Origin of the sequence: Ramlibacter sp. (assembly GCF_050250995.1) — a bacterium.
Classification (GTDB): domain Bacteria; phylum Pseudomonadota; class Gammaproteobacteria; order Burkholderiales; family Burkholderiaceae_C; genus Ramlibacter.
On record NZ_JBFWNP010000004.1, the window covers coordinates 166043 to 185879 of the forward strand.

Consider the following 19837-nt stretch of genomic DNA (forward strand, 5'->3'; position numbering starts at 1 on the left):
CGCTTCGGCCCCGACAGTCTCAATCGGGCGCTTCGAACTGGTGGCTGCGGTTGTTCGGCCCGTACTCGGGACGATAGTGCTCCGGGTTGTTGTAGTCGAGCAGAAACGTCCTTCCATCCATTCGTCGACCCGGGCCGTCGTAGGATTCCGCATGGGCCAGGAAGGTCTTTTCCATCTTCCAGTATTCGTTGCCGGGCGTGTGCCCCATGTCCCACTGGCCTTGGCGCGACCGGCTCTTGTCCCACCGCAGTTCGATCGACGTGCCGTCGGACATGCCGTTAGGATCGAACACCCGGCCGCTGCTGTGCCGGCGCGCGGCGTTCCACACGGTGTCGACCAATCCAGCCTTGTAGGCCGGCCGGATACCGCTCGCAATATGTCTGGCGACGCGCGCATCGAGGCTCATGGTTTCATTGTGCGTGAGCGGTCCGGGGATGCCCCGCAGATTGGCGAGGTAGAACTTGTCTTTCCGGTACATCACGCCGGGGGCGACCTTCTGCCGCTGCGCCCCGTCCGCCGCGAGCGGGTCCTCCGCCGCGCGCTTCCGGGGGCAGTTCGCGTTGTGAACCCACACGCCAAGTTCGCCGACGTGATACGTGTGGAACTGCGCCACCTCGATGTTGTAGACGGTCTCGCGCGCCTCCTCCACCGCCACGTCGACGATGGTCATGTCGCGGTCCTGCAGGTCGAGCAGGACGTCGTCGACCGTCAGCAGCGCTGCCTTGACCCAGCCGTTGCCCTTCACCCAGAACGGGTGCTCCTCGGTCGTGCGAAGAGTCTCGGTGCGGCCTTCCGCGTTGCGCACCGTGACGCGATGGATCGGCATGTCGGGCGTCGCCTTCGTGTTCAGCACGGCCCGCATGCCCGTCTCGCCGGTCTTCTCGTCGCGCGCGAGCACGAGTTCGCCGCCGACGAACCGCTCGACCGCCAGCGGTCCGTTGCGCGTGTGGATCACGGTGCCGGCGACGAAGCAGGCCTGGCGCTTCGATGCCGCGATGCGGCCCGTCACCGCGCTGCCGAGGCTCGCCGCGGCATCCGCCGCGAACTGCGTCGGATCGAAGCGGCCGTCGTTGGCGACCCCATTGTCGATCGCGCTGCCCATCAGGTCGGCCACCACGCCGCCGCCGAGGGCGCGCACGGAACCCTGCCGACCCACCGTGCCGCCCGCGCCGCTGAAGGCGCCGGCAAGCGCGGCGGAGGCCGTACTGCGCCAGTCGAAGCCGCCCTGCTGGCCGATCGCGATGCGGACGCCCTGGCCGATAGCGTCGGCGGTGACGTTGAGCGCCGCGTACCCCGCGCTCAGCGCGAGCGCACGCCCGGCCTTCGCGGCCAGCGTGACCTTCTGCGCGCAGTCGAGCGCGCCGCGCAGCACGGTGGCCGCGAAGGTCGTGGAACCTCGGAACACCGCGCCCGCCACGGTGCCCGCGCCACCGGCGAGGCCGCCGCCGACGAAGCCCGTCAGGGCGCCGATGCCGACCTCGGACCAGGAGAACTCCTTCTGCAGGCCGCCCGCGATCATGATGCCCTGCGACGCCGCCGAGCCGAGCGCGCCGCCGACGGCGCCGCCGACAGCGGCCGCGGTCGTTGTCGCGATGGCCGCGCCCACGGTGCCGAGCGAGGCGGCGATGGCCGCGCCTGCCGCCGTCGCCGCGCCGGCCGTGGCGACCGTGATCACGACCGCGACCAGCACGGCGGCGACGATGATGCCGACCTGCGCACAGTTCGAGCCGTTCGCGCCGTTCACGAACGGCGAGGTATCGCCGACGATGCTGGCGGGGTCGTAGGGCTTGAACGTGCTCGCGTTGTTGTGCATCCCGCTCACGTTGCTGGGCAGCGTGAGCACTTGCCCCACGCGCAGGTCGCCGTCGCCGCGTAGGCCGTTCGCGTCGGCGATCAGGTACCACAGCTGCGCGTCGCCATACGCGGCCTGGGCGATGCCGCGCAGGTTGTCGCCGGATGCCACGCGGTACGTGCCGGACCCGGTGCCGGGGTGCGCGAGGTCGATGTCCTGGTACCCGAGGTCGAAGTCGCGGATCGCCACATAGCGGGGTGACCCGTCATCGTTCGTCGGATCGTCCACGTCGACGCCGGTGCCGTACGAACCCAGCACCTGCCCGTTGGCGACGATGTTCCTGACGACGTTGCCCTCCTGCATCTTCTGCAGGATCACGCCCTCGAACGTGTTCTGGAAGCTGCGGCCGTTGCCGGCCTTGTCCGAATCGGCGATGCCGGTGAGGAAGCCATTGACGTCGTAGGTGTACGTCGTCTCGCCCGGGTTGCCCGTGTTGTCGCTGCGCGTGGCGACGATGCTGGAGGTGCGCCAGCGATCGGTCAGCGTGGACGTGTAGATGTTCTTCGAGGTGAAGTAGTCGTTGCTTCCCTCCTTGTGGACGCCGCGGGACGAGGTCGCGAGATTGCCCTGCGTGTCGTAGCGGTTGATCACCTGGTTGACGTTGGCGCCATCCCGCTGGATCGTCTGCACGACCAGGCGCCCGGCGGTGTCGTAGTTGCTCCCGACGGCGGTGGTCTTGCCGGAGGCCGCATCCTTGCTGCTGCTCCAGACCAGGCGGTCGGCCTTGTCGTAGTAGCGCTCGGACATCGTGGCGTCGTTCAGCTTGACCTGCGTGAGGCGACCCAGCGTGTCGTAAGCGTAGGTCTCTTTCATCGCACCCGCCGCGCCGGACTTCTCCTCGATCCGGTTGCCGTTCTTGTCGTAGGCGATGCGGCTGCCCTGGCTTGCCGTGAGGTTGCCCGCGTCGTCGGCGTTGCCGTTCACGGCGCCATCGACCAGGATCTGGCGGTTCATCGCGTCGTACGCGTAGTACCCGCTCTTCCATCCGCTGCCACTGACGTAGCTCTGGATGCGCGTGCGGTTGTCCATGCCGTCGTAGTCGTAGTAGACGTCGTTTCCGGGCCGGCCGGCGTAGGTGAGGCGGCCCAGCCGGTCGTAGCGCATCGTTTCGTCCTGGATGACGGTCGGTACGGGCGCCACCGTTCCGTATCGGAGTTCGAGGCTGGTCTTCTCGGACAGGCGGTTGCCGGCCTTGTCGTAGGTGTACTGGCTGACGCGCCAGGTGTCGCCGCTGGTCCTGTCGTCCACCCGCGTGACCTTGCCCATCGCGTCGTAGATGTATCCGACGTTTCGCCCGCGCGCATTGGTCTGCCGCGTGAGCCGGCCCGCGAGGTCGTAGGTGTAGATGTCGGCCGAGTCGCCCGCGGCAGCGTCGTCCTTCGAGAGGATCCTGCCGAAGTAGTTGAAGGTCGACAGCGTCGGCGTCGGCGCCCCCGGGCCGATGTCCTCGATCTTGCGATCGAACGCGTCGTACCGGCTGGTGCTCGTCAGGTTGCCCGGCTGCACGGTCCAGACCACGTTGCCTCGGCGGTCGTAGCGATACGACGTCGTCTCGCCCGCGCCGTTGGTGCTGGAGAGCAGCCGGCCCGCGGCGTCGTAGATCATCGTGCTGGTGGTGGCCTCCACGGTGGTGCTGCCGACCGTTGCGCCATCGTCGCGTTCTACGAGGATGCTGGAGACGTGGCGCCACCACTCGTTCCCGTAGCCGCCGAAGCTCAGGTTGGGCCGGTCCTCGTCGATCACGTAGTCGATCGGCGCATAGGCGTACGGGAGCCAGCCGTCGTTGGCGGACACCCAGCCCGTCGTGTTGACGTCCGAGAACAGCGTGACCTTGTAGCCCGCCTTGACCTTCAGCGAACGCACGTGGTCGTTGAAGCCCGCGTAGTCGGTCATGTTCCAGGTGCCGAGCCCGAAGGCCTGGCCGCTGCCCGCGTAGTCGCCGGGTCATGCGGCCGAGCGCGTCCCAGGTGTTGACGGTCCTGAACGTGCCGGCGAGCGCGTGGGCCGCGGCGGCGTCGGCCACGGACTTCAGGTTCGTGTCAGCGCTGACAAGGGTCGCGGTCATGCGTCCCTGCAGGTCGTACTGCATCACCTTCGCAACGCCGTCGCCGCCGTTGGTGCGCCACAGCCGCCCGCCGTTGTCGTAGTGCATGTACTCCGACGCGCCGTCGTCGATGCCCAAAACGCCACCCGCGGTCATCTCGCCGAACGCGTTGTACTTCATCAGCGTGGCGACGACGGCGGTGCCGGCCGAATCGGCCTCGCCGGATACCGTCATCCGCCCCAGCTTGTCGTACAGAAATGCCTGGAAGCGGGTGCTCGTCGTGTTGCCCACCGTCCCGCTGCCGATCGTCACGGCCGACCACTGCTTCGCCAGCCGCCCCGCGCTGTCGTACGAGAAAAGCTGATGGTTCCCCAGCGCGTCGACCGCATCGACCGCACGGCCCCAGCTGTCGTACCGCGCGGCGTCGATGCGGTCGTCGGCGCTGGCGGCGACGGTGTAGCCGGCGTCGCCGAGGTTGACCGCCGAACTGGCGTGCGCGACCTGCTGGACCACGTTGCCGAAGTTGTCGCGCCTGAACTCGGTGAGCGGCGTGAAGCTGCCGTTGCCGAGCACCGCGGTCTGTGCCGAGGCGACCGCGGTCGTGCGGTTGGCCTTGTCGTACCAGGTGCGGGTGAGCGCGCCGGTGGCGTCGGTCTGGCGGATCAGGTTGCCGAAGGCGTCGTAGGCAAAGGCATACGAGAGGTCGCCGCGAACGAGGGACGCGCCGCTGGCGAACTCGACGTCGACGCGGGTCTCCGCGATCTTCCGGTTGGCCTTGTCCCAGACCATGGTCACGGTGCGGTCGAGCGCGCTTGTCGGTGGGGCGCTGCCCGGCGTCCAGGTGGGCGCGGCGGTCGCGTACTCCTTGCGCTGGACTTCGTTGCCGAAGACGTCCCAGCTGCGGGTCGTGAGATGGCCCAGGCTGTCGAGGGTGGCGACGACGCGTCCCTGCGCGTCGTAGTGGTGCGTGGTGGTCAGCCACTCGCCGGGCTTGCGCAGCACCCGCGTCTGCTGCAGGCGGCCCAGCGCGTCCCAGATGTTTTCGGTGACGGGGCTAGCGGTGAGGGTCGTGCCGTCGCCGAGGACGTTGAACGTCTGCGGCTCGGTCACGCGCACGGTGCGCCCCATCGCGTCGTAGTCGGTCCGGATCTGGCGGTCCGAACTGCTCGCAACGATCTGCGTCGCGACCGCCTGCGCCGACGGCGCCTGCGTGCCCCAGCCCGCGTTCTCGAACATCTTCGTGGCGTAGCGCGTGAGAACGGTCACGTTGCCCAGCGCATCGCGCTCGTAGCGGGTGGCGTAGCCCTCGGCGTCGACGCTGTACACGAGCTGGCCCGCGGCGTCCCAGGCCTGGTAGCGCATGTTCCCCGCGGTGTCGCGGTTGGCAACGATGTTGCCGAGCGCGTCGTAGAACGCCTGCGTGTAGAGCGTCTGTGTCGTCTCCGTGCGCCGCGCGAATTCGGTGGCGCCGTTGGCCAGCAGGGCGGCGGAGGTCTCGCCCGTGTAGACGGTCACCGGCGGATAGATCGTCTTCGTCTGCCGGCCCGCCGCGTCGTATTCGTAGCGCGTGACCTGGTCGTTGCCCGAGGTGGCGGCCACCGGCCCCTGCGTGAACGTGCAAGGCGTCGCGTCCGACAGGCTTGCATCGGATCGCCAGATGCCGGCGTCGGCCTCGAGCGTCGCCTTCGCGGTCGCGGCCGATGGCAAGGTGTCGAAGACGTAGATGCGAAGGTTGCGCGAGTCCGCCGCTGTGAGCGTGCGGCCGTAGAGATGGATCGTGTCGATGCTGCGCACGGCGCCCAGGTCGAGCTCGATGTAGCCCGTCGTGTTGCCGTCCACCCAGGCCATGCCGGAGGCGCTGCCGGCCTGGCCCGTCCAGGCGCCGCCCTTGTTGGCGCCATCGGTCAGCGCGCCGGGCGCGTGATATGTCGCGTTGACGCTGCCCGTGTCGGCGCCCGCGACGGCGGGCCTGCCGCTCGCGATGTTCACGCCGCCCGCCCACACTTCGAGCTCGGTCAGCGAGATGACGGACGTGTAGCCCTCCTGCGCCTGCTGGTCGTTGTGATAGATGCGGACGTAGCGACCTTTCAGGGCCGTGGTCGCGGGGTTGGCATAGGTGGTCTTCTGCGTGACCTGGCCGCGGGCGTCGTAGGTGAAGCCGGTCACCGCGCCCAGGCCGTCGATGCTGTGAGTGAGCCGGCCGGCCGCGTCGTACACGTTGGTGACGACCTGGTCGCGCGCGGCATCCGCCACGACCGCCTCCGGCGCCGTGGCGGCCGACACGGCGTTCGCATAGGTCGTCTGCCGGATCGTGTTGCCGGCGGCATCGTAGACGTAGCCGGTCACCGTGCCGAGCGCGTCCGCCGTGAAGCTCACGCGGTCGGCGTTGTCATAGGTGTTGCGCACGATGCGGTCGCGCGCCGCATCCGCGGGCACCGAATCGGGCGAAGCCGTGGCCGCGATGGCGTTCGCGTACATCCGCTCCTGCACCACGTTGCCGTTGGCGTCGTAGAGGTAGCCGGTGACGGCCCCCGCCGCGTCGACCTCGAAGGTGACGCGGTCGCTCGCGTCGTATTGCCAGCGCGTCTGCGCGTCGGCGGCGACCGCCGCAGGCCGAAGCTGCGCCAGCGTTCCGCTTGCCCACTTCGTGCTGTCCGTTGCCGTCGCGTAGTCGATGCGCTTCACGAGGCGCCCGGCGGCGTCGTACACGTTCTCGGTGAGCGAGCCGACCGGGCTGAGCGTGGCGACGAGCAGGCCGTCGTTGTCGTAGAAGTTGCGGGTGCGGGAGAACGTCGCCCCGATGTCGGGCACGGTGCCGGCGCCCGTCAGCGGCTGGTCGTATTCGAGCGTCGCGAGGAGCCGGTCGGCGCCGTCGTACTGGTATTCGGTCACCGCGCCCAGTTCGCCGATTTCGCGGACAAGACGGCCGGCCTTGTCGTACACCGACCGGGTCGTGCCGTCGCCCGCGGCGGCAGCCGGCCGCACGGTGGCCAGCGTGACGCCGTTCGTGCCGGCGGCGATATCCGCGTCGAGCGATGACAGCAGCGCGGACGACACCGGCGTGGCGTAGCGCGTGGTCCGGACCACCTGGTCGTTGGCGTCGTATCCGTACTCGGCAAGTGCGCCGAGCGCGTCGATGTCGGCCACCTTGCGCCCGGCCGCGTCGTACAGGCTGTAGGTCGCCGCGCCGCGCGCGTCGATCACCCGTCGCAACTGTCCGTCCCTGTCGTAGGTCGACGCGACGGTGCCCGTGGGGATGCCGGCGCCGCCCTGCGCCACGGCGATCAGGTCGCCGGCGCGGTTGAAGGTGCGGGTGGTGACGAGTCCGCTCGCGAGCGTGGTGGTGGTCTTGTTGCTCGCGTCGTCGTACTGCGTCAGCGTGACGTTGCCCAGGCTGTCGATGGTTTTCCAGGCGCGGCCGAGGCCGTCGTACAGATGCTGCGTGACGAAGTCGTTCGCGGTGGCGGAGGCGACGCCCTTCGCCTCGATGGTCTGCAGCAGCTTGCCGGCGGGGTCGTAGACGTACTGCGTGGTGCGCGCGCCCGAGGCGACGCCCGCACCCGCGCCGTCGACGCTCTGGTAGGCGATGGCCTTCGAGAGCTGGCCCCGGAAGTCGTACACATAGTCCGTGCGCGTGGTGCGCGCCCGCTCGGCGGACGGCAAGGCGTCGCGCCATGTGTTCATCGTCGGGTTGGACGGCGCGGTGGAGGCGCTCATGGTCCCCAGGGGGTAGAGGATGCCGACGTATTCGATGACGGCGGAGCACTCGCCCGTGGCGGCGTACTGGTACTCGGTGATGCGCCCTTCGGGGCTGAGCGCCCAGCGCAACTTGCCGGCGGCGTTGTACGCGTATCGCGAGGTGAGCGGAACGCTCGCCGCCTGCGAGCCCGCGCCGTCGGGATCGGGCACCGCCCAGGTCGTGCGCGTCAGCAGCTGGTTCATCGTGCCCCAGGTCTGCGTCACCGTGTTGCCCGCCGCATCGCGGGACAGCGTCATGTTGCCGTTCGCGTCGTAGGTGCAGACGGTTTCGTTGCCGAGCGCGTCGGTCGTCTTCGCGAGGCCGCCGTTGGCGTTCCATTCGTAGGCCGTGCTCTGGCTCGTGCCGTCGACCGCCGGAGCGATCACGCCCACGAGGCGACCGCCTGCGTCGTGCGTGTATCGGGCGACATTGCCCAGCGGATCCGTGACCGAGGCGATGCGGCTGGCCGTGTCCCAGCTGTAGGTTGTCGTGCGCGCGATGCCGTCGTCCGCCACCTGCGTCATGCTCGCCACGCGCCATGTCGTGCCGACCTGCGTGTAGACGAAGGCGACGCTCGTGCCGTCCGTCTGCGCGATCCCCGCGATGCGCTTGCTCGCGCCGTCGTAGGTGTAGGTGGTGACATAGGTCGCGCCGTCGGCGACGGCGTTGTCGCCGGGGCTCAGGTCGACCGTGACCGTGGCCAGCCGGTCGCTCGCGTCGTAGGCATAGCGTGTGCGGGTGGAGGTCAGGGTCGTGGCGCCGTCGAGGGCGATCACGCGCACGAGCGTGAGCTTGTTGCCGCTGTAGTCGAGTTCGACCCGCTCGCCGTTCGAGCTGGTGACCGATGTGAGCAGCGAGCTCGCGTTGTAGCTGAAGGTGACCGTGTTGAGGTCGATGTCCTTGCGGCTGACCAGCCGGCCGCCGTTGGCTGCGTCATAGGTTTCGACGAGGCGGCTGGCGCCGTCCGTCCAGGTCCATGTCGTGCCGCTGCATGCCAGCGTGTCGTTGCTGCCGTCGCCGTCCTTGCGGATGTACTTCGCGGCAGTCGTGTCGTAGGCGTAGACGAGCTCCGAGCCGTCCTGGTCCACGCGCGTGACCCTGCTGTTCGCGGTGTTGACCGTGCCCACCAGCGCCTTGACCTGCCGGTAGAAACCGATGCGCCAGTTGTCGTTGTTGTCGCCGTCGAACGTGCCCTGGCTGTTGTAGGTGCGGAAGACGGGGATGTCCGGCCCGTGCGCGGCGAGGAAGTCGTCCTGCTGCTGCAGCACCAGGTTGCCGGTGGCCGTGTTGACCCAGGCCTTCTCGCCGCCGCGCCCCAGCGCCGGGTCGCCCTGCCGGAGGCCGAGCGCGGTTTGCGATGCATCGGTCAGGCCGAGGTTGAGACTGCTCACGAGTGCGACCATGCTGTGCCCCTTCTTTTCGTTCGACCTTGCGTTCTTGTTCAGCGAATGCGCGGCGCGGCCGGCGCTTGTGCATAGGCCGAGAGCCAGAAGCTGCCCGCGTCCGCGGTGGCGGCTTCGTTGGGCGTCGCCGCGGCTTCCGCAGGCAGCGCATCGAGCACGCGCTGCATGTCGCCGTTGAGCGCGCGGTTGTCCGGGTCGAGGGCGATGCCCGCCCGCAGCCAGCGGCGGCAGGCCGCGAACTCGTCGCGCATCAGGTGAAGCAGGCCGCGTGCGAAGCAGCTGTAGAAGTTGTCGTCGCCAAGCTCGGTGAGTGGCCGCAAGGTGGCGGCGGCGTCCTGCGGCAACGCCGAAGTCAGCTGCAGCATGCCCAGTTGCAGGCGGGCGATGTGCAGGTCGGACGCGAGCGAGACGGCGTGCGCGAGTTCGGCGAGGGCGCGGTCGTGCAGGCCGATCTGTGCGTGCTCCACGCCGAGGAAGTAGAGCGCGAGCGCGTCATTGGCGTCGGCGCGCAGCGCCTCTTTCAGGTACGAGATGGCGAGATCGTGCCGGCTGCGTCCCGCGGCTTCGATGGCGAGCGAGAGCAGTTCCTCGCCGTCCAGGTCATGGGGTTGCGAGTCCATTCGACTCCTCCTTTTTCGTTGTCGTTGTCGTTGTCGTTGTTGTCATCGTCGAGTCGCCCGGCGCGCGGGCCTCCTGCGCGAGCCGGCGGACCATGTCCTGGAAATGCCGCTGTCCGAGCGGCCCCATGCCGCCGAACAGGGCGCGCAACATCGGCACGGCACGCTCGTGCCGGCCGCGATGCCCCTCCAGCAGCGCCTGCGCCGCACGGGCGCTGAACGAATCGGCCTGCAGGCGCAGCGCCGTGCGGCACAGTTCCCCCGCGTCATCCCACCGTGCCTGCAGGGCCGCGACAACGGCCAGGCAACCCCAGGTTTCGGCGAACGTGTCGTCGCGCGCCTGGCAAGCCTCAAGCGTTGCGGTGGCGCCGTCGAGGTCGTTCTGCAGGATCTGCGTCCACGCAAGCGCGTTGCGCGCGCCGAGGTGTTCGGGCATGCGGGAGACGGCGTTGTCGAGGCGCGTCCGCGCCGCGCCGAGATCGCCGGTCATCAGGTCGGCGAGGCCCCAGCCGAGCCATGCGGACCCATCGCCCGGCGCGAGTTCGGCCGCGCTGCCCAGCACGCGCGCCGCCTCGCGGGGCTCGTCGAGCGCAAGCAGGGTCATGCCGCGTTCGACACGCGCTTCCACGTTGCGCGTCTCGGGGACGTGTACCTGCGCCAGCCTGCCTTGCGCGTGCAGTGCGCGCACATGAAGCGCGTCGAGTCCCGGCAGGCCAACGTGTTCCTCGAGCAGGCGCTCGATCAGCGGCAGCGCCTGCGCGAAGTCGCCGAGCTTCGCGAGCGTGCAGGCGTGCTGGTGGCGAATCGCGGGGCTCTGCTGCTCCTGCGCAAGCAGCTGCGCCGTCAGCGCTTCGCTCTCGGCCAGCCGGCCCGCGAAGTACTCGAGCACGGCCAACATGTAGGTCGCGCGCGGATCGTGCGGTCGCAACTTCAGTGCGCGTTCGAGGTAGGGGCGCGCGTCGTCCTTGTGCGCCGACTGCAGGTGCAGGTCGGCCAGGTCGCACAGCAGCAGCGGGTTGTCGGGGTCGGCCTCGAGAAAGGTCTGCAACCGCGACAGCCTCGCGTCGACGGAGGTCGCCATCGGGGCGCGCTCAGATGCGTGCGACGCGAACGGGCGAATGCGAGCCGGCAGGGGCTCGCGCTTTCATGGGGGGAAAGGATGGGGAACAGCGCCCGCGAACGGGAATGGCACGACGTTGCATTGCAGTAACTCTTCGATGGACGACATAGGCCGCGAGACTGCAAGCGGAGCCGGAACAGCTGCGCGATTCTATGCATGAGCTGGAGCGCCGATCCAGCAAAAGAGCAGTCCCGCGTCGCTTTCGTGCATCGATGGCCGCGAGGCGGCATACAAGGACGCGACCGGATCCTCGCCGTATCCGCGAGCTATTTGGCGATCGGCCGCGGCTTCCCGTCGTCGTCGATCGCCACATAGGTCAGCGTCGCCTCCGTGACCTTCACGAACTTGCCCTGCTCGCGGAAGTTCTCGGCATACACCTCGACCTCGACCGTGATCGACGTGCGGCCGACGCGCTGGACCTCGGCGAAGAAGCTGAGGATGTCGCCAACCTTCACGGCCTGCTTGAAGACGAACTCCTTCACCGCCACGGTCGCCATGCGCCCCTGCACGTGGCGCGCGGGGATCACGGAGCCGGCCAGGTCGACCTGCGCCATCACCCAGCCGCCGAAGATGTCGCCGTTGCCGTTGGTGTCGGCCGGCATCGGGATCACCTTGAGTACCAGTTCGCGCTGGCTGGGCAAGGGCGGGGCGGGAAAGCTCGTCGCGGCGGACATGGGCACAATCTCCGTTTCAGTCCAAGGATTCTCCTTCATGCGCCACGGCGGCGACATCTCTCCCCCCGCGCCCGCGTCCACCGGTCCCCGGTCGGACTGGAGCACGCTGCGGCGGCTTTTCCCCTACCTCTGGCAGTACAAGTGGCGCGTGGTCGCGGCGCTCGGCTTCATGATCGGCGCGAAGCTGGCGAACGTCAGCGTGCCGCTGCTGCTCAAGGACCTGGTCGATGCGATGAGCATCAAGCCCGGCAACCCCGCGGCCGTGCTCGTCGTGCCCCTGGGCCTGCTCGTGGCCTACGGCCTGCTGCGGCTGTCGACCTCGCTCTTCACCGAACTGCGCGAGCTGGTGTTCGCCAAGGCGACGCAGGGCGCGGCGCGCAGCATCGCGCTCGAGACCTTCCGCCACCTGCATTCGCTGTCGCTGCGCTTTCACCTCGAGCGCCAGACCGGCGGCATGACGCGCGACATCGAGCGCGGCGTGCGCGGCATCGAGTCGCTGATCTCGTATTCGCTCTACAGCATCCTGCCGACCCTGATCGAGGTGGCGCTGGTGCTGACGATCCTCGCGGTGAAGTTCGACGCGTGGTTCGCGTGGATCACCGGCGTCGCGCTGGTCGTCTATATCGTCTTCACCGTGAGCGTGACGGAGTGGCGCACCCAGTTCCGCCGCGAGGCCAACGAGTTCGACTCGGCGGCGCACACCAAGGCCGTCGACTCGCTGCTGAACTACGAAACGGTCAAGTACTTCAACAACGAGGCCTTCGAGGCGCGCCGCTACGACGAGAGCCTGGAGCGCCTGCGCCGCGCGCGGCTCAAGAGCCAGACCACGCTGTCGCTGCTCAACACCGGGCAGCAGATGGTCATCGCCATCGGCCTCGTCGCGATGCTGTGGCGCGCGACGGTCGGCGTGGTCGAAGGCCGCATGACGCTCGGCGACCTGGTGATGATCAACGCGTTCATGATCCAGCTGTACATCCCGCTGAACTTCCTGGGGGTGCTGTACCGCGAGATCAAGCAGAGCCTGACCGACCTCGACAAGATGTTCACGCTGATGGAGCGCGAACGCGAGGTGGCGGATGCGCCGGGCGCGCTGCCGCTGCAGCTCGCGGCCGGCCAGCCGGAAGGCACGCCGCTCGAGTGGGCCGTGCGCTTCGAGCATGTGAACTTCGCGTACGAGCCCGCCCGGCCCATCCTGCACGACGTGTCGTTCGAGATCCCGGCCGGCCGCACCGTGGCGGTCGTCGGGCCGTCGGGTTCGGGCAAGTCGACGCTCGCGCGGCTGCTCTATCGCTTCTACGACGTGCAGCAGGGCCGCATCACCATCGCCGGGCACGACATCCGCGAAGTCACGCAGTCGAGCGTGCGCCAGGCCATCGGCATCGTGCCGCAGGACACGGTGCTCTTCAACGACACGGTGGAATACAACATCGCCTACGGCCGTCCCGGCGCGAGCCGCGCCGAGGTGGAGGAAGCGGCGAAGGCGGCGCGCATCCACGGTTTCATCTCGTCCACGCCGAAGGGCTACGGCACGATGGTCGGCGAGCGCGGGCTGAAGCTGTCGGGCGGCGAGAAGCAGCGCGTGGCGATCGCGCGCACGCTGCTGAAGAATCCGCCCATCCTGATCTTCGACGAGGCGACGTCGGCGCTCGACAGCGCGAACGAGCGCGCGATCCAGGCCGAGCTGCGCAGCGTTGCGCAGCACAAGACGGCGCTCGTCATCGCGCACCGGCTGTCCACGGTCGTCGACGCGCACGAGATCCTCGTCATGGAGGCCGGCCGCATCATCGAGCGCGGCACGCACCAGGCGCTGCTCGCCAAGGGCGGCCGCTATGCCGACATGTGGGCGCTGCAGCAGAGCAACGAGCCCGAACGGTTCGTGGAAGTGATGGGGATGTAGGCGTGGGCAGCGGGCCGTCCCCGGAGGCATTTGCGGAATACATCGCCCACGACGAATTCCGCGCCGGCATCGCGCAGGGCCGGTTTCGTGTCGTCGTGAATCCGAAACTGGCGCGCCGGTTCGTCTCGCAGCGGCTCATGCTGATCGTGTTCCTGCTGCCGATCATCGGCGTGGGGCTCGCGCTGGCGCTGATGGGGCGCACGTGGCTGGGCGCCGCGCTGGTCGCGGCCGGCGTGCTGCTGCACCGGGCCATCGCGCACCAGGCGCCGAAGATCCTGCTGGACCTCGCCACGCGCGACGCGAAGGTCTACGTGTACGTCACGCGCGAGGGCATCATGGAAGTGCGCCGCGCGTGATGCGGCCGGTCTTCATCGCCCTGGCGCTCGTCGCGCATGGCGCGACGCTGCACGCGGCGCCGCCCTTCGACGTCGCCTACCGCGCCTGGGACGCCGTCACCGACATCGCGAAGCACAACGGCGACCCCGCGCTGGCGGGCGAGTGCGGCAAGACCTTCCGGCCCTTCGTCATCCCCGGCCTGAAGCGGCAGACCCCGCAGGAACAGGACGTGGCAGCCACGGCTTGCGAGGCGGCGGCGCGCGCCGTGTGCGCGAACGAGAAGCTGCGCAAGACGCCGGAGACGATCGGCAAGTGCAGGGAATTCAGATGACAGGCGCGAAGGAGACATGACATGCTGAGACTCGATGGCAAGGTGGCGCTCGTGACCGGCTGCGGCACGCAGGGCGAGGGCTGGGGCAACGGCAAGGCCATGAGCGTGCTGTTCGCGCGGCAAGGCGCGCAGGTGTTCGGCGTCGACCTCGCGCTCGAAGCGGCGCAGGCGACGCGGGAGATCGTGCGCGGCGAGGGCGGCACGATGGAGGTGATGGCCGCGGACGTCACCGCCGATGCCGACGTGCGCCGCATGGTCGCGGCCTGTGTCGAGCGCTTCGGCCACATCGACATCCTCGTCAACAACGTCGGCCGCTCGGAGCCCGGCGACCCCGTGACGATGTCCGAAGCGACCTGGGACGATCAGATGGGCGTGAACCTCAAGAGCGCCTTTCTCGGCTGCAAGCACGTGCTGCCGCTCATGGAGGCGCGGGGCGCCGGCGCGGTGGTCAACGTGTCCTCGGTCGCCGGCCTGCGCTACGTCGGCAAGCCGCAGGTGGCCTACGCCGCGGCCAAGGCCGCCCTGATGCAGATGACGAAGACGACGGCCGTGATCTATGCGGCCAGGGGCGTGCGCCTCAACAGCGTGGTGCCGGGCCTGATGCTCACGCCGCTCGTGCGCCGCCTCGCCGACAAATACGCGGGCGGCCAGTACGATGCGTTCGTCGCCACGCGCAATGCGCAGGTGCCGATGGGACGCATGGGCGACGCCTGGGACGTGGCGCACGCCGCGCTGTTCCTCGCGAGCGACGAGGCGCGCTACATCACGGGCGAGCAGCTGGTGGTGGACGGCGGCTTCACGTCCGCGACGCGGTGATCGCGCAAGCGCGCCGAGAGCGTGCGGCCGACGGCTTGCGACGACAATCCCGCGCATGTCCACCTCGCCGTACCTCGCCTGGCTGCTGATCGTCGTCGAAGCGCTGGCCACGCTTGCCTTCGCGCTCTCGGGCCTTCTCGAGGCGGCGCGCAAGCGGCTCGACGCGGTCGGCGTCTGCCTCGTGGCCGGGCTCGCCGCATTCGGCGGCGGGACGCTGCGCGACGTGCTGCTCGACCGCCGGCCGTTCTTCTGGGTCGCGCATTCCGAATGGCTCTGGGGGCTGCTGGCACTGTGCGTGCTCGCCATGACTTTCCTGCGCGTGCGCCATTTCGAGCCCACCGAACGCGCGATGCAGTGGCCCGATGCGCTGGGCCTGGGTCTCTTCAGCGCCACGGGCACGCAGCTCGCACTCGTGCAGGACCTGCCCGGCATCGTCGCCGTGCTCATGGGGGTGATCACCGCGACCTTCGGCGGCGTTCTGCGCGACATCGTCTGCAACGAGATCCCCACCGCGCTGCGCGATCACCGGCCGTATGCGATCTGCGCGTTCGTGGGCGGCTGGGTGCTGGTGCTGGCGCAGTCGGCAGGCATGCTGCCGGGCGTGGCCCTGTTGCTCGGGGCAGCGACTGCGAGCGGCCTGCGCGTGCTGGCGCTCGTCACGGGGTTCACGCTGCCGCGCTGGTCGCCGGGCGGCCCGCAGGACGAACGGCGCGAGGACTGACCCGGCAGCCGATCGTCGGCGCATGCAATACTCCGGCGCAGCCATGCGCACCAGCCGCCGCGCCGCTCTGCTCGCCGCCATTTCCGGTGTCGCCGGTGTGGCCGGCGTTGCTCCCGCCTTCGCGAAGCCGGCGAGCCTGCAGGACTTCCTCGACAGCTTCGTCCAGCGCCAGAAGCTGCCCGGCGCCGTGCTGCGCATCACGGGTCCGCGCGGCACGGCCGAAGCGGTGGCCGGCGTCGCCGAGGTGCAGCGCCGCGAACCCGTCACGCCGCGGACGCGCTTCTACATCGCTTCGGCCGGCAAGCTCGCCACCGCCGCGGCGGTGCTGCAGATGGTGGAAGAGGGCAAGCTCAGGCTCAACGAACCGGTGTATCCGCTGGTGCGCGACACCTCCGGCATCCGGCGCCTGCGCAACATCCATCGCGTGACGCTGGAGCAGTTGCTCAAGCATCGCTCGGGCCTCGCGGAGTACTACACCGACGACTTCGAGAAGGCCGCGGCCGCGGCGCCGCGCAAGGTGTTCGGCGCGGCGGAGTCGCTCGCCTTCGCGTACGACCAGGAACCCGAGTCGCGCCCGGGGCGCGAGCACAGCTACACCAACACCAACTACGTCGTGCTCGGCCTGGTGGCCGAAGCGGTGGACCAGATGCCCTTCGCGCGCGTGCTGCAGCGGCGCATCTTCGATCGCCTCGGCATGACCGCCACCACGGTCGGCGCCAAGGCGGCCGAACGCGACCTCGCGCATGGCTACACGGCCGGCGCGCGCGGGCGGCTCGCCGACGTGAGCTTCAGCGGCTGGAACGCGGTGACGGGCGACGGCGCGCTGGTCAGCACCGCGAGCGACTGCGAGAAATTCATCCTCGCGCTCATGCGCGACGGCAAGGTGCTGCCGCGCCCCGCGGTCGCGCGCATGTGCCGCGTGCAGGCCGAAGAGCCCGAAAGCGGCTATGGCCTCGGCTGCACGATCGACGACACGCCCTGGGGCGAGGCGTGGGGACACAACGGATCGATCCCCGGGTTCCAGGCGGACGCGTGGTTTCTTCCGAAGCGGCGCATCTCGGTGGTGTTCTTCGCGAACGGGGACTTCGAGGACGAGGAGGCGGAGGTGGTGGTGCCCGCCGTGCGCGCCTACTTGAAGCGCTGAAGCGGTCCGCCCCGCGCTTCGTGCCCCGAGGGCGTCCTTCCCGGCGGCTTTGCCCCCACCTTCGTTCGCTTGTATATTTTCCGCGAGGGCGGGTCTCGAGGACCGCGCAAGGGAGGACCATGAACGTTCGGAGAGCGCAGGCCATTGCGGCACGCCCGCAGCGGACGCGCGAGCGCGCCGGGGACCACGACACAGGCACATTCGGCGCACGTCACGCGTTTCCGGCTTACGTGAGCAGCAGCCGGGCGCCCTTCCTCTCGACCCTGAGCGCCGGGCGCAGCCAGATGCGCGCCGCCGCGGCCGTGGTGCTCCTGTCCTTCCTGCTGTTCCTCGCGGCCGCGCCCTTCGCCCGGACGCCGCTCGCGCCCTTGCCGGCCTTCCTGCCGATCTACCAGTCGGCGCTGGTCGTGGTCGATGTGATCACCATGACGCTGCTGCTCGGGCAGTACGCCATCCTGCGCTCGCGCGGGCTGCTCGTGCTCGCCTGCGCCTACCTGTTCAGCGCATCGATGGCCGCTGCCCATGCCGTGAGCTTCCCCGGTCTCTTCGGACCGCAGGGGCTGCTCGGGGGCGGGCAGACCACGGCGTGGCTGTATTTCCTGTGGCACGGCGGATTCCCACTGTTCGTCGGCGGCTACGCCCTGCTGAAGAAGCGCGGAAGCGACCGAACGGCGGACGCCGCCTCGTGGCGCGGCGAACTGATGGCGGGCATCGGTCTGACCCTCGCGGTCGTGGCGATCGCCGTTGGCCTCGCGCAGCAAGCCGGGCGCGAACTGCCGCTCATGGCCGGCAGCGCCGATGGCTGGGCCAAGGCCGTCGTGGCCACGATCACGTGGGGCGTGGGCGCCATCGCCCTCGGCATCCTGCTGTTGCGCGGACCGCACTCGGTGATCGACCTGTGGCTGATGGTCGTGCTGTGCGTGTGGGCGGCCGATACGGCGCTCGCGGCGGTCTTCAACGGCGCCCGCTACGACCTCGGGTGGTACCTGGGCCGCGTCTACGGGCTCGCAGCGAGCAGCTTCGTGCTGGCCGTGATGCTGCTGGAGAACAGCATGCTCTATGCGCGCCTCGTCGAGGCGAATGAAGCCCAGCGGCGCCGCGCCGCGGAGCTCCACCGCCTGAGCACGAAACTCGAGGCGGCGAACCGCGACCTCGACGCGTTCGCCGGCGGCCTCGCGCACGACTTGCAGCAGCCGATCACCACCATCGGCGCGTTCGCGCAGGTCATCCAGCGGCAGAGTGGCCATCTGCACAGCGCCAAGGACGCGTCGCACCTGCAGCGGATCATCCTCGCCGCAGGCATGGCGCACCGCATGATCCGCAGCCTGCTCGAGTTCGCACGGCTGGGCGAACGGCGCGTCGAATCCTCGATGGTGGACCTCGGCACGCTCGTGGACGAGGCGCGCCACACGCTCGCGGACGACGCGGATGCGGCGCGCATCGCATGGACCATCGGGCCGCTGCCGGTCGTGCGCGGCGACGCGTCGCTGCTGCTCCTCGCCGTGGTCAACCTGCTTTCGAACGCGGTGAAGTACAGCCGCGTGCGCGACGAGCCCCGGATCCGCGTGGACGCGGTCGAGGACGAGAGCGGCAACCCATGCCTGCGCGTCGGCGACAACGGCATCGGCTTCGAGATGAAGGAGGCGGGGCGCCTGTTCCGTCCCTTCGAGCGCCTGCACACCGACGTGGCGTTCGAGGGCACGGGCATGGGGCTCGCCAATGTCCGCAGGATCATGGAGCGACACGGCGGCACCGTGCGCGCCGAGTCGACGCCAGGGCAGGGCGCGACGTTCACGCTGGTCTTCGCGCGTGCGGCGGCAGAGGACGCCGATGTGGGGCATGAATCGGGAGCGCTGCCCGTCTCGTAACATCGCGGCATGCACATCGTCGTCCTCGGCACCGGCATCATCGGCGTCTGCACCGCGGCCTGGCTGCAGCGCGATGGCCACACGGTCACCTTCGTCTCTCCGCTCGCGCCGGGCGAGGGCTGCTCGTTCGGCAACGCGGGCTCGCTCTCGCCGAGCGCCTGCCTGCCCGTCGGCATGCCCGGCATGTGGAAGAAAGTACCCCGGTGGCTGATCGACCCGGAGGGGCCGCTGCGCATCCATCCGACTTACCTGCCGCACGTGCTGCCCTGGCTGCTGCGATTCGTCCGCGCCTCCCGGCCGCGGGAGGTCGAGCGCATCGCCGCGGCCATGCGCTCGCTGCTGGCGCCCATCTTCGACTGCTACACGCCCCTCGTGGAACATGCGGGGGCGCAACACCTCGTGCGCCGCCGCGGCTGCCTCTACGCATTCACCACGAAGGCCGCAGCCGACCGTTACGGATGGGGCATGGACTTGCGGCGCCGGCTGGGTGTCGCGCTGCGCGACATCGATGAAGACGAATTCGCGGCGCTCGAGCCCGATCTGCGCGGGCGCTTCCGCTTCGCCGTGCTCGCGCCGGACAACGGCTCCACCGCCGACCCCGGCGGCCTGGTGAAGGCGCTTCACGCGCAATGCGAGCGCGACGGCGCACGGTCGGTGCGCGCCGGCGCGACCGGGTTCGAGCGGACCGGGGGCACCGTGAAGGCGGTGCGGCTCGACAACGGCGATTCCATCGCATGCGATGGCGTGGTGCTCGCGGCCGGCGCCTGGTCGGCGCGCCTGTCCGCGCAGCTCGGCTCACGGGTGCCGCTGGAGTCCCAGCGCGGCTACCACGTGACGGTGCAGAGCAGCAACGTGGCGCTGCACCACACGATCCAGGCGCACGAGTACAGCCTCATGATGAACCCCATGGCGATCGGCCTGCGCATCGCGGGCACGGTCGAGTTCGCGGGGCTGAAGCGCCCGCCCGATTACCGTCGCGCGGACGTCCTGCTGGAAAAGGGCCGCGAGCTCTTTCCGCACCTCGACACCTCGCGCACCACGCAATGGATGGGCCACCGCCCCTGCCTGCCCGACAGCCTGCCGGTGATCGGCCGCGCGGGCGCGGCGGAGAACGCCTGGCTCGCCTTCGGCCACCAGCACGTGGGCATGTGCGCGGGCGCGAGCACCGGCCGCGAGGTGGCGAACCTCGTGGCGGGTCGTCCGACCCAGGTCGATCTGCGGCCTTTCGGGGCCGAGCGCTTCCACTGATTCGCGCGGCACGATCTTTGCGGCAGA

At 69.6% G+C, this 19837-nt stretch carries 13 protein-coding genes; 8 read left to right on the top strand and 5 right to left on the bottom strand.

The genetic code is table 11. The annotated features are described in order from the left end of the window. Window positions 1–19: 19 nt before the first annotated feature. From AB7E83_RS06165 to AB7E83_RS06185, 5 genes are all read right to left on the bottom strand, one after another. Window positions 20–2155 (bottom strand): polymorphic toxin-type HINT domain-containing protein, encoded by a 2136-nt coding sequence (locus AB7E83_RS06165; protein ID WP_428566696.1) that lies wholly within the window; start codon window positions 2153–2155, stop codon window positions 20–22. Then, complete coding sequence (locus tag AB7E83_RS06170) at window positions 2058–9038, bottom strand: hypothetical protein (protein ID WP_428566577.1); 6981 nt, start codon at window positions 9036–9038, stop codon at window positions 2058–2060. Before AB7E83_RS06170 ends, AB7E83_RS06165 begins: the two co-directional genes overlap by 98 nt. A gap of 38 nt (window positions 9039–9076) precedes the next feature. After that, entirely contained in the window at window positions 9077–9658 is a 582-nt protein-coding gene (locus AB7E83_RS06175) for a hypothetical protein (protein WP_428566580.1), read from the bottom strand. Further along, the gene (locus AB7E83_RS06180; protein WP_428566582.1) at window positions 9639–10736 is read right to left on the bottom strand and encodes a tetratricopeptide repeat protein; all 1098 of its coding nucleotides are present in this window, start codon (window positions 10734–10736) and stop codon (window positions 9639–9641) included. Before AB7E83_RS06180 ends, AB7E83_RS06175 begins: the two co-directional genes overlap by 20 nt. A gap of 305 nt (window positions 10737–11041) precedes the next feature. Then, a complete protein-coding gene (locus AB7E83_RS06185) occupies window positions 11042–11449 on the bottom strand; it encodes an acyl-CoA thioesterase (RefSeq protein ID WP_428566584.1) in 408 nt (135 codons plus the stop codon). 37 nt (window positions 11450–11486) lie between these two features. Here AB7E83_RS06185 and AB7E83_RS06190 point away from each other — a divergent pair, with 37 nt between their 5' ends. From AB7E83_RS06190 to AB7E83_RS06225, 8 genes are all read left to right on the top strand, one after another. Further along, window positions 11487–13346, top strand: coding sequence for an ABCB family ABC transporter ATP-binding protein/permease (locus AB7E83_RS06190; protein WP_428566586.1), 1860 nt, complete (start codon window positions 11487–11489; stop codon window positions 13344–13346). 2 nt (window positions 13347–13348) lie between these two features. Then, on the top strand, window positions 13349–13702 hold the full coding sequence (locus AB7E83_RS06195) for a hypothetical protein (protein ID WP_428566588.1): 354 nt from the start codon (window positions 13349–13351) through the stop codon (window positions 13700–13702). Next, window positions 13699–14013 (top strand): hypothetical protein, encoded by a 315-nt coding sequence (locus AB7E83_RS06200; protein WP_428566590.1) that lies wholly within the window; start codon window positions 13699–13701, stop codon window positions 14011–14013. Before AB7E83_RS06195 ends, AB7E83_RS06200 begins: the two co-directional genes overlap by 4 nt. 21 nt (window positions 14014–14034) lie before the next feature. Beyond that, window positions 14035–14829 carry an SDR family NAD(P)-dependent oxidoreductase gene (locus tag AB7E83_RS06205; RefSeq protein WP_428566592.1) on the top strand — a complete coding sequence of 265 codons (795 nt, stop codon included), beginning with the start codon at window positions 14035–14037 and terminating at the stop codon, window positions 14827–14829. Window positions 14830–14884: 55 nt separating this feature from the next. Continuing rightward, window positions 14885–15550 carry a trimeric intracellular cation channel family protein gene (locus tag AB7E83_RS06210; protein ID WP_428566595.1) on the top strand — a complete coding sequence of 222 codons (666 nt, stop codon included), beginning with the start codon at window positions 14885–14887 and terminating at the stop codon, window positions 15548–15550. A gap of 43 nt (window positions 15551–15593) precedes the next feature. Beyond that, entirely contained in the window at window positions 15594–16694 is a 1101-nt protein-coding gene (locus AB7E83_RS06215) for a serine hydrolase domain-containing protein (RefSeq protein ID WP_428566598.1), read from the top strand. Window positions 16695–16924: 230 nt separating this feature from the next. Further along, complete coding sequence (locus tag AB7E83_RS06220) at window positions 16925–18562, top strand: sensor histidine kinase (RefSeq protein ID WP_428566601.1); 1638 nt, start codon at window positions 16925–16927, stop codon at window positions 18560–18562. Between the two features lie 9 nt (window positions 18563–18571). Beyond that, window positions 18572–19810 (top strand): NAD(P)/FAD-dependent oxidoreductase, encoded by a 1239-nt coding sequence (locus AB7E83_RS06225; RefSeq protein WP_428566603.1) that lies wholly within the window; start codon window positions 18572–18574, stop codon window positions 19808–19810. Window positions 19811–19837: the final 27 nt, after the last annotated feature.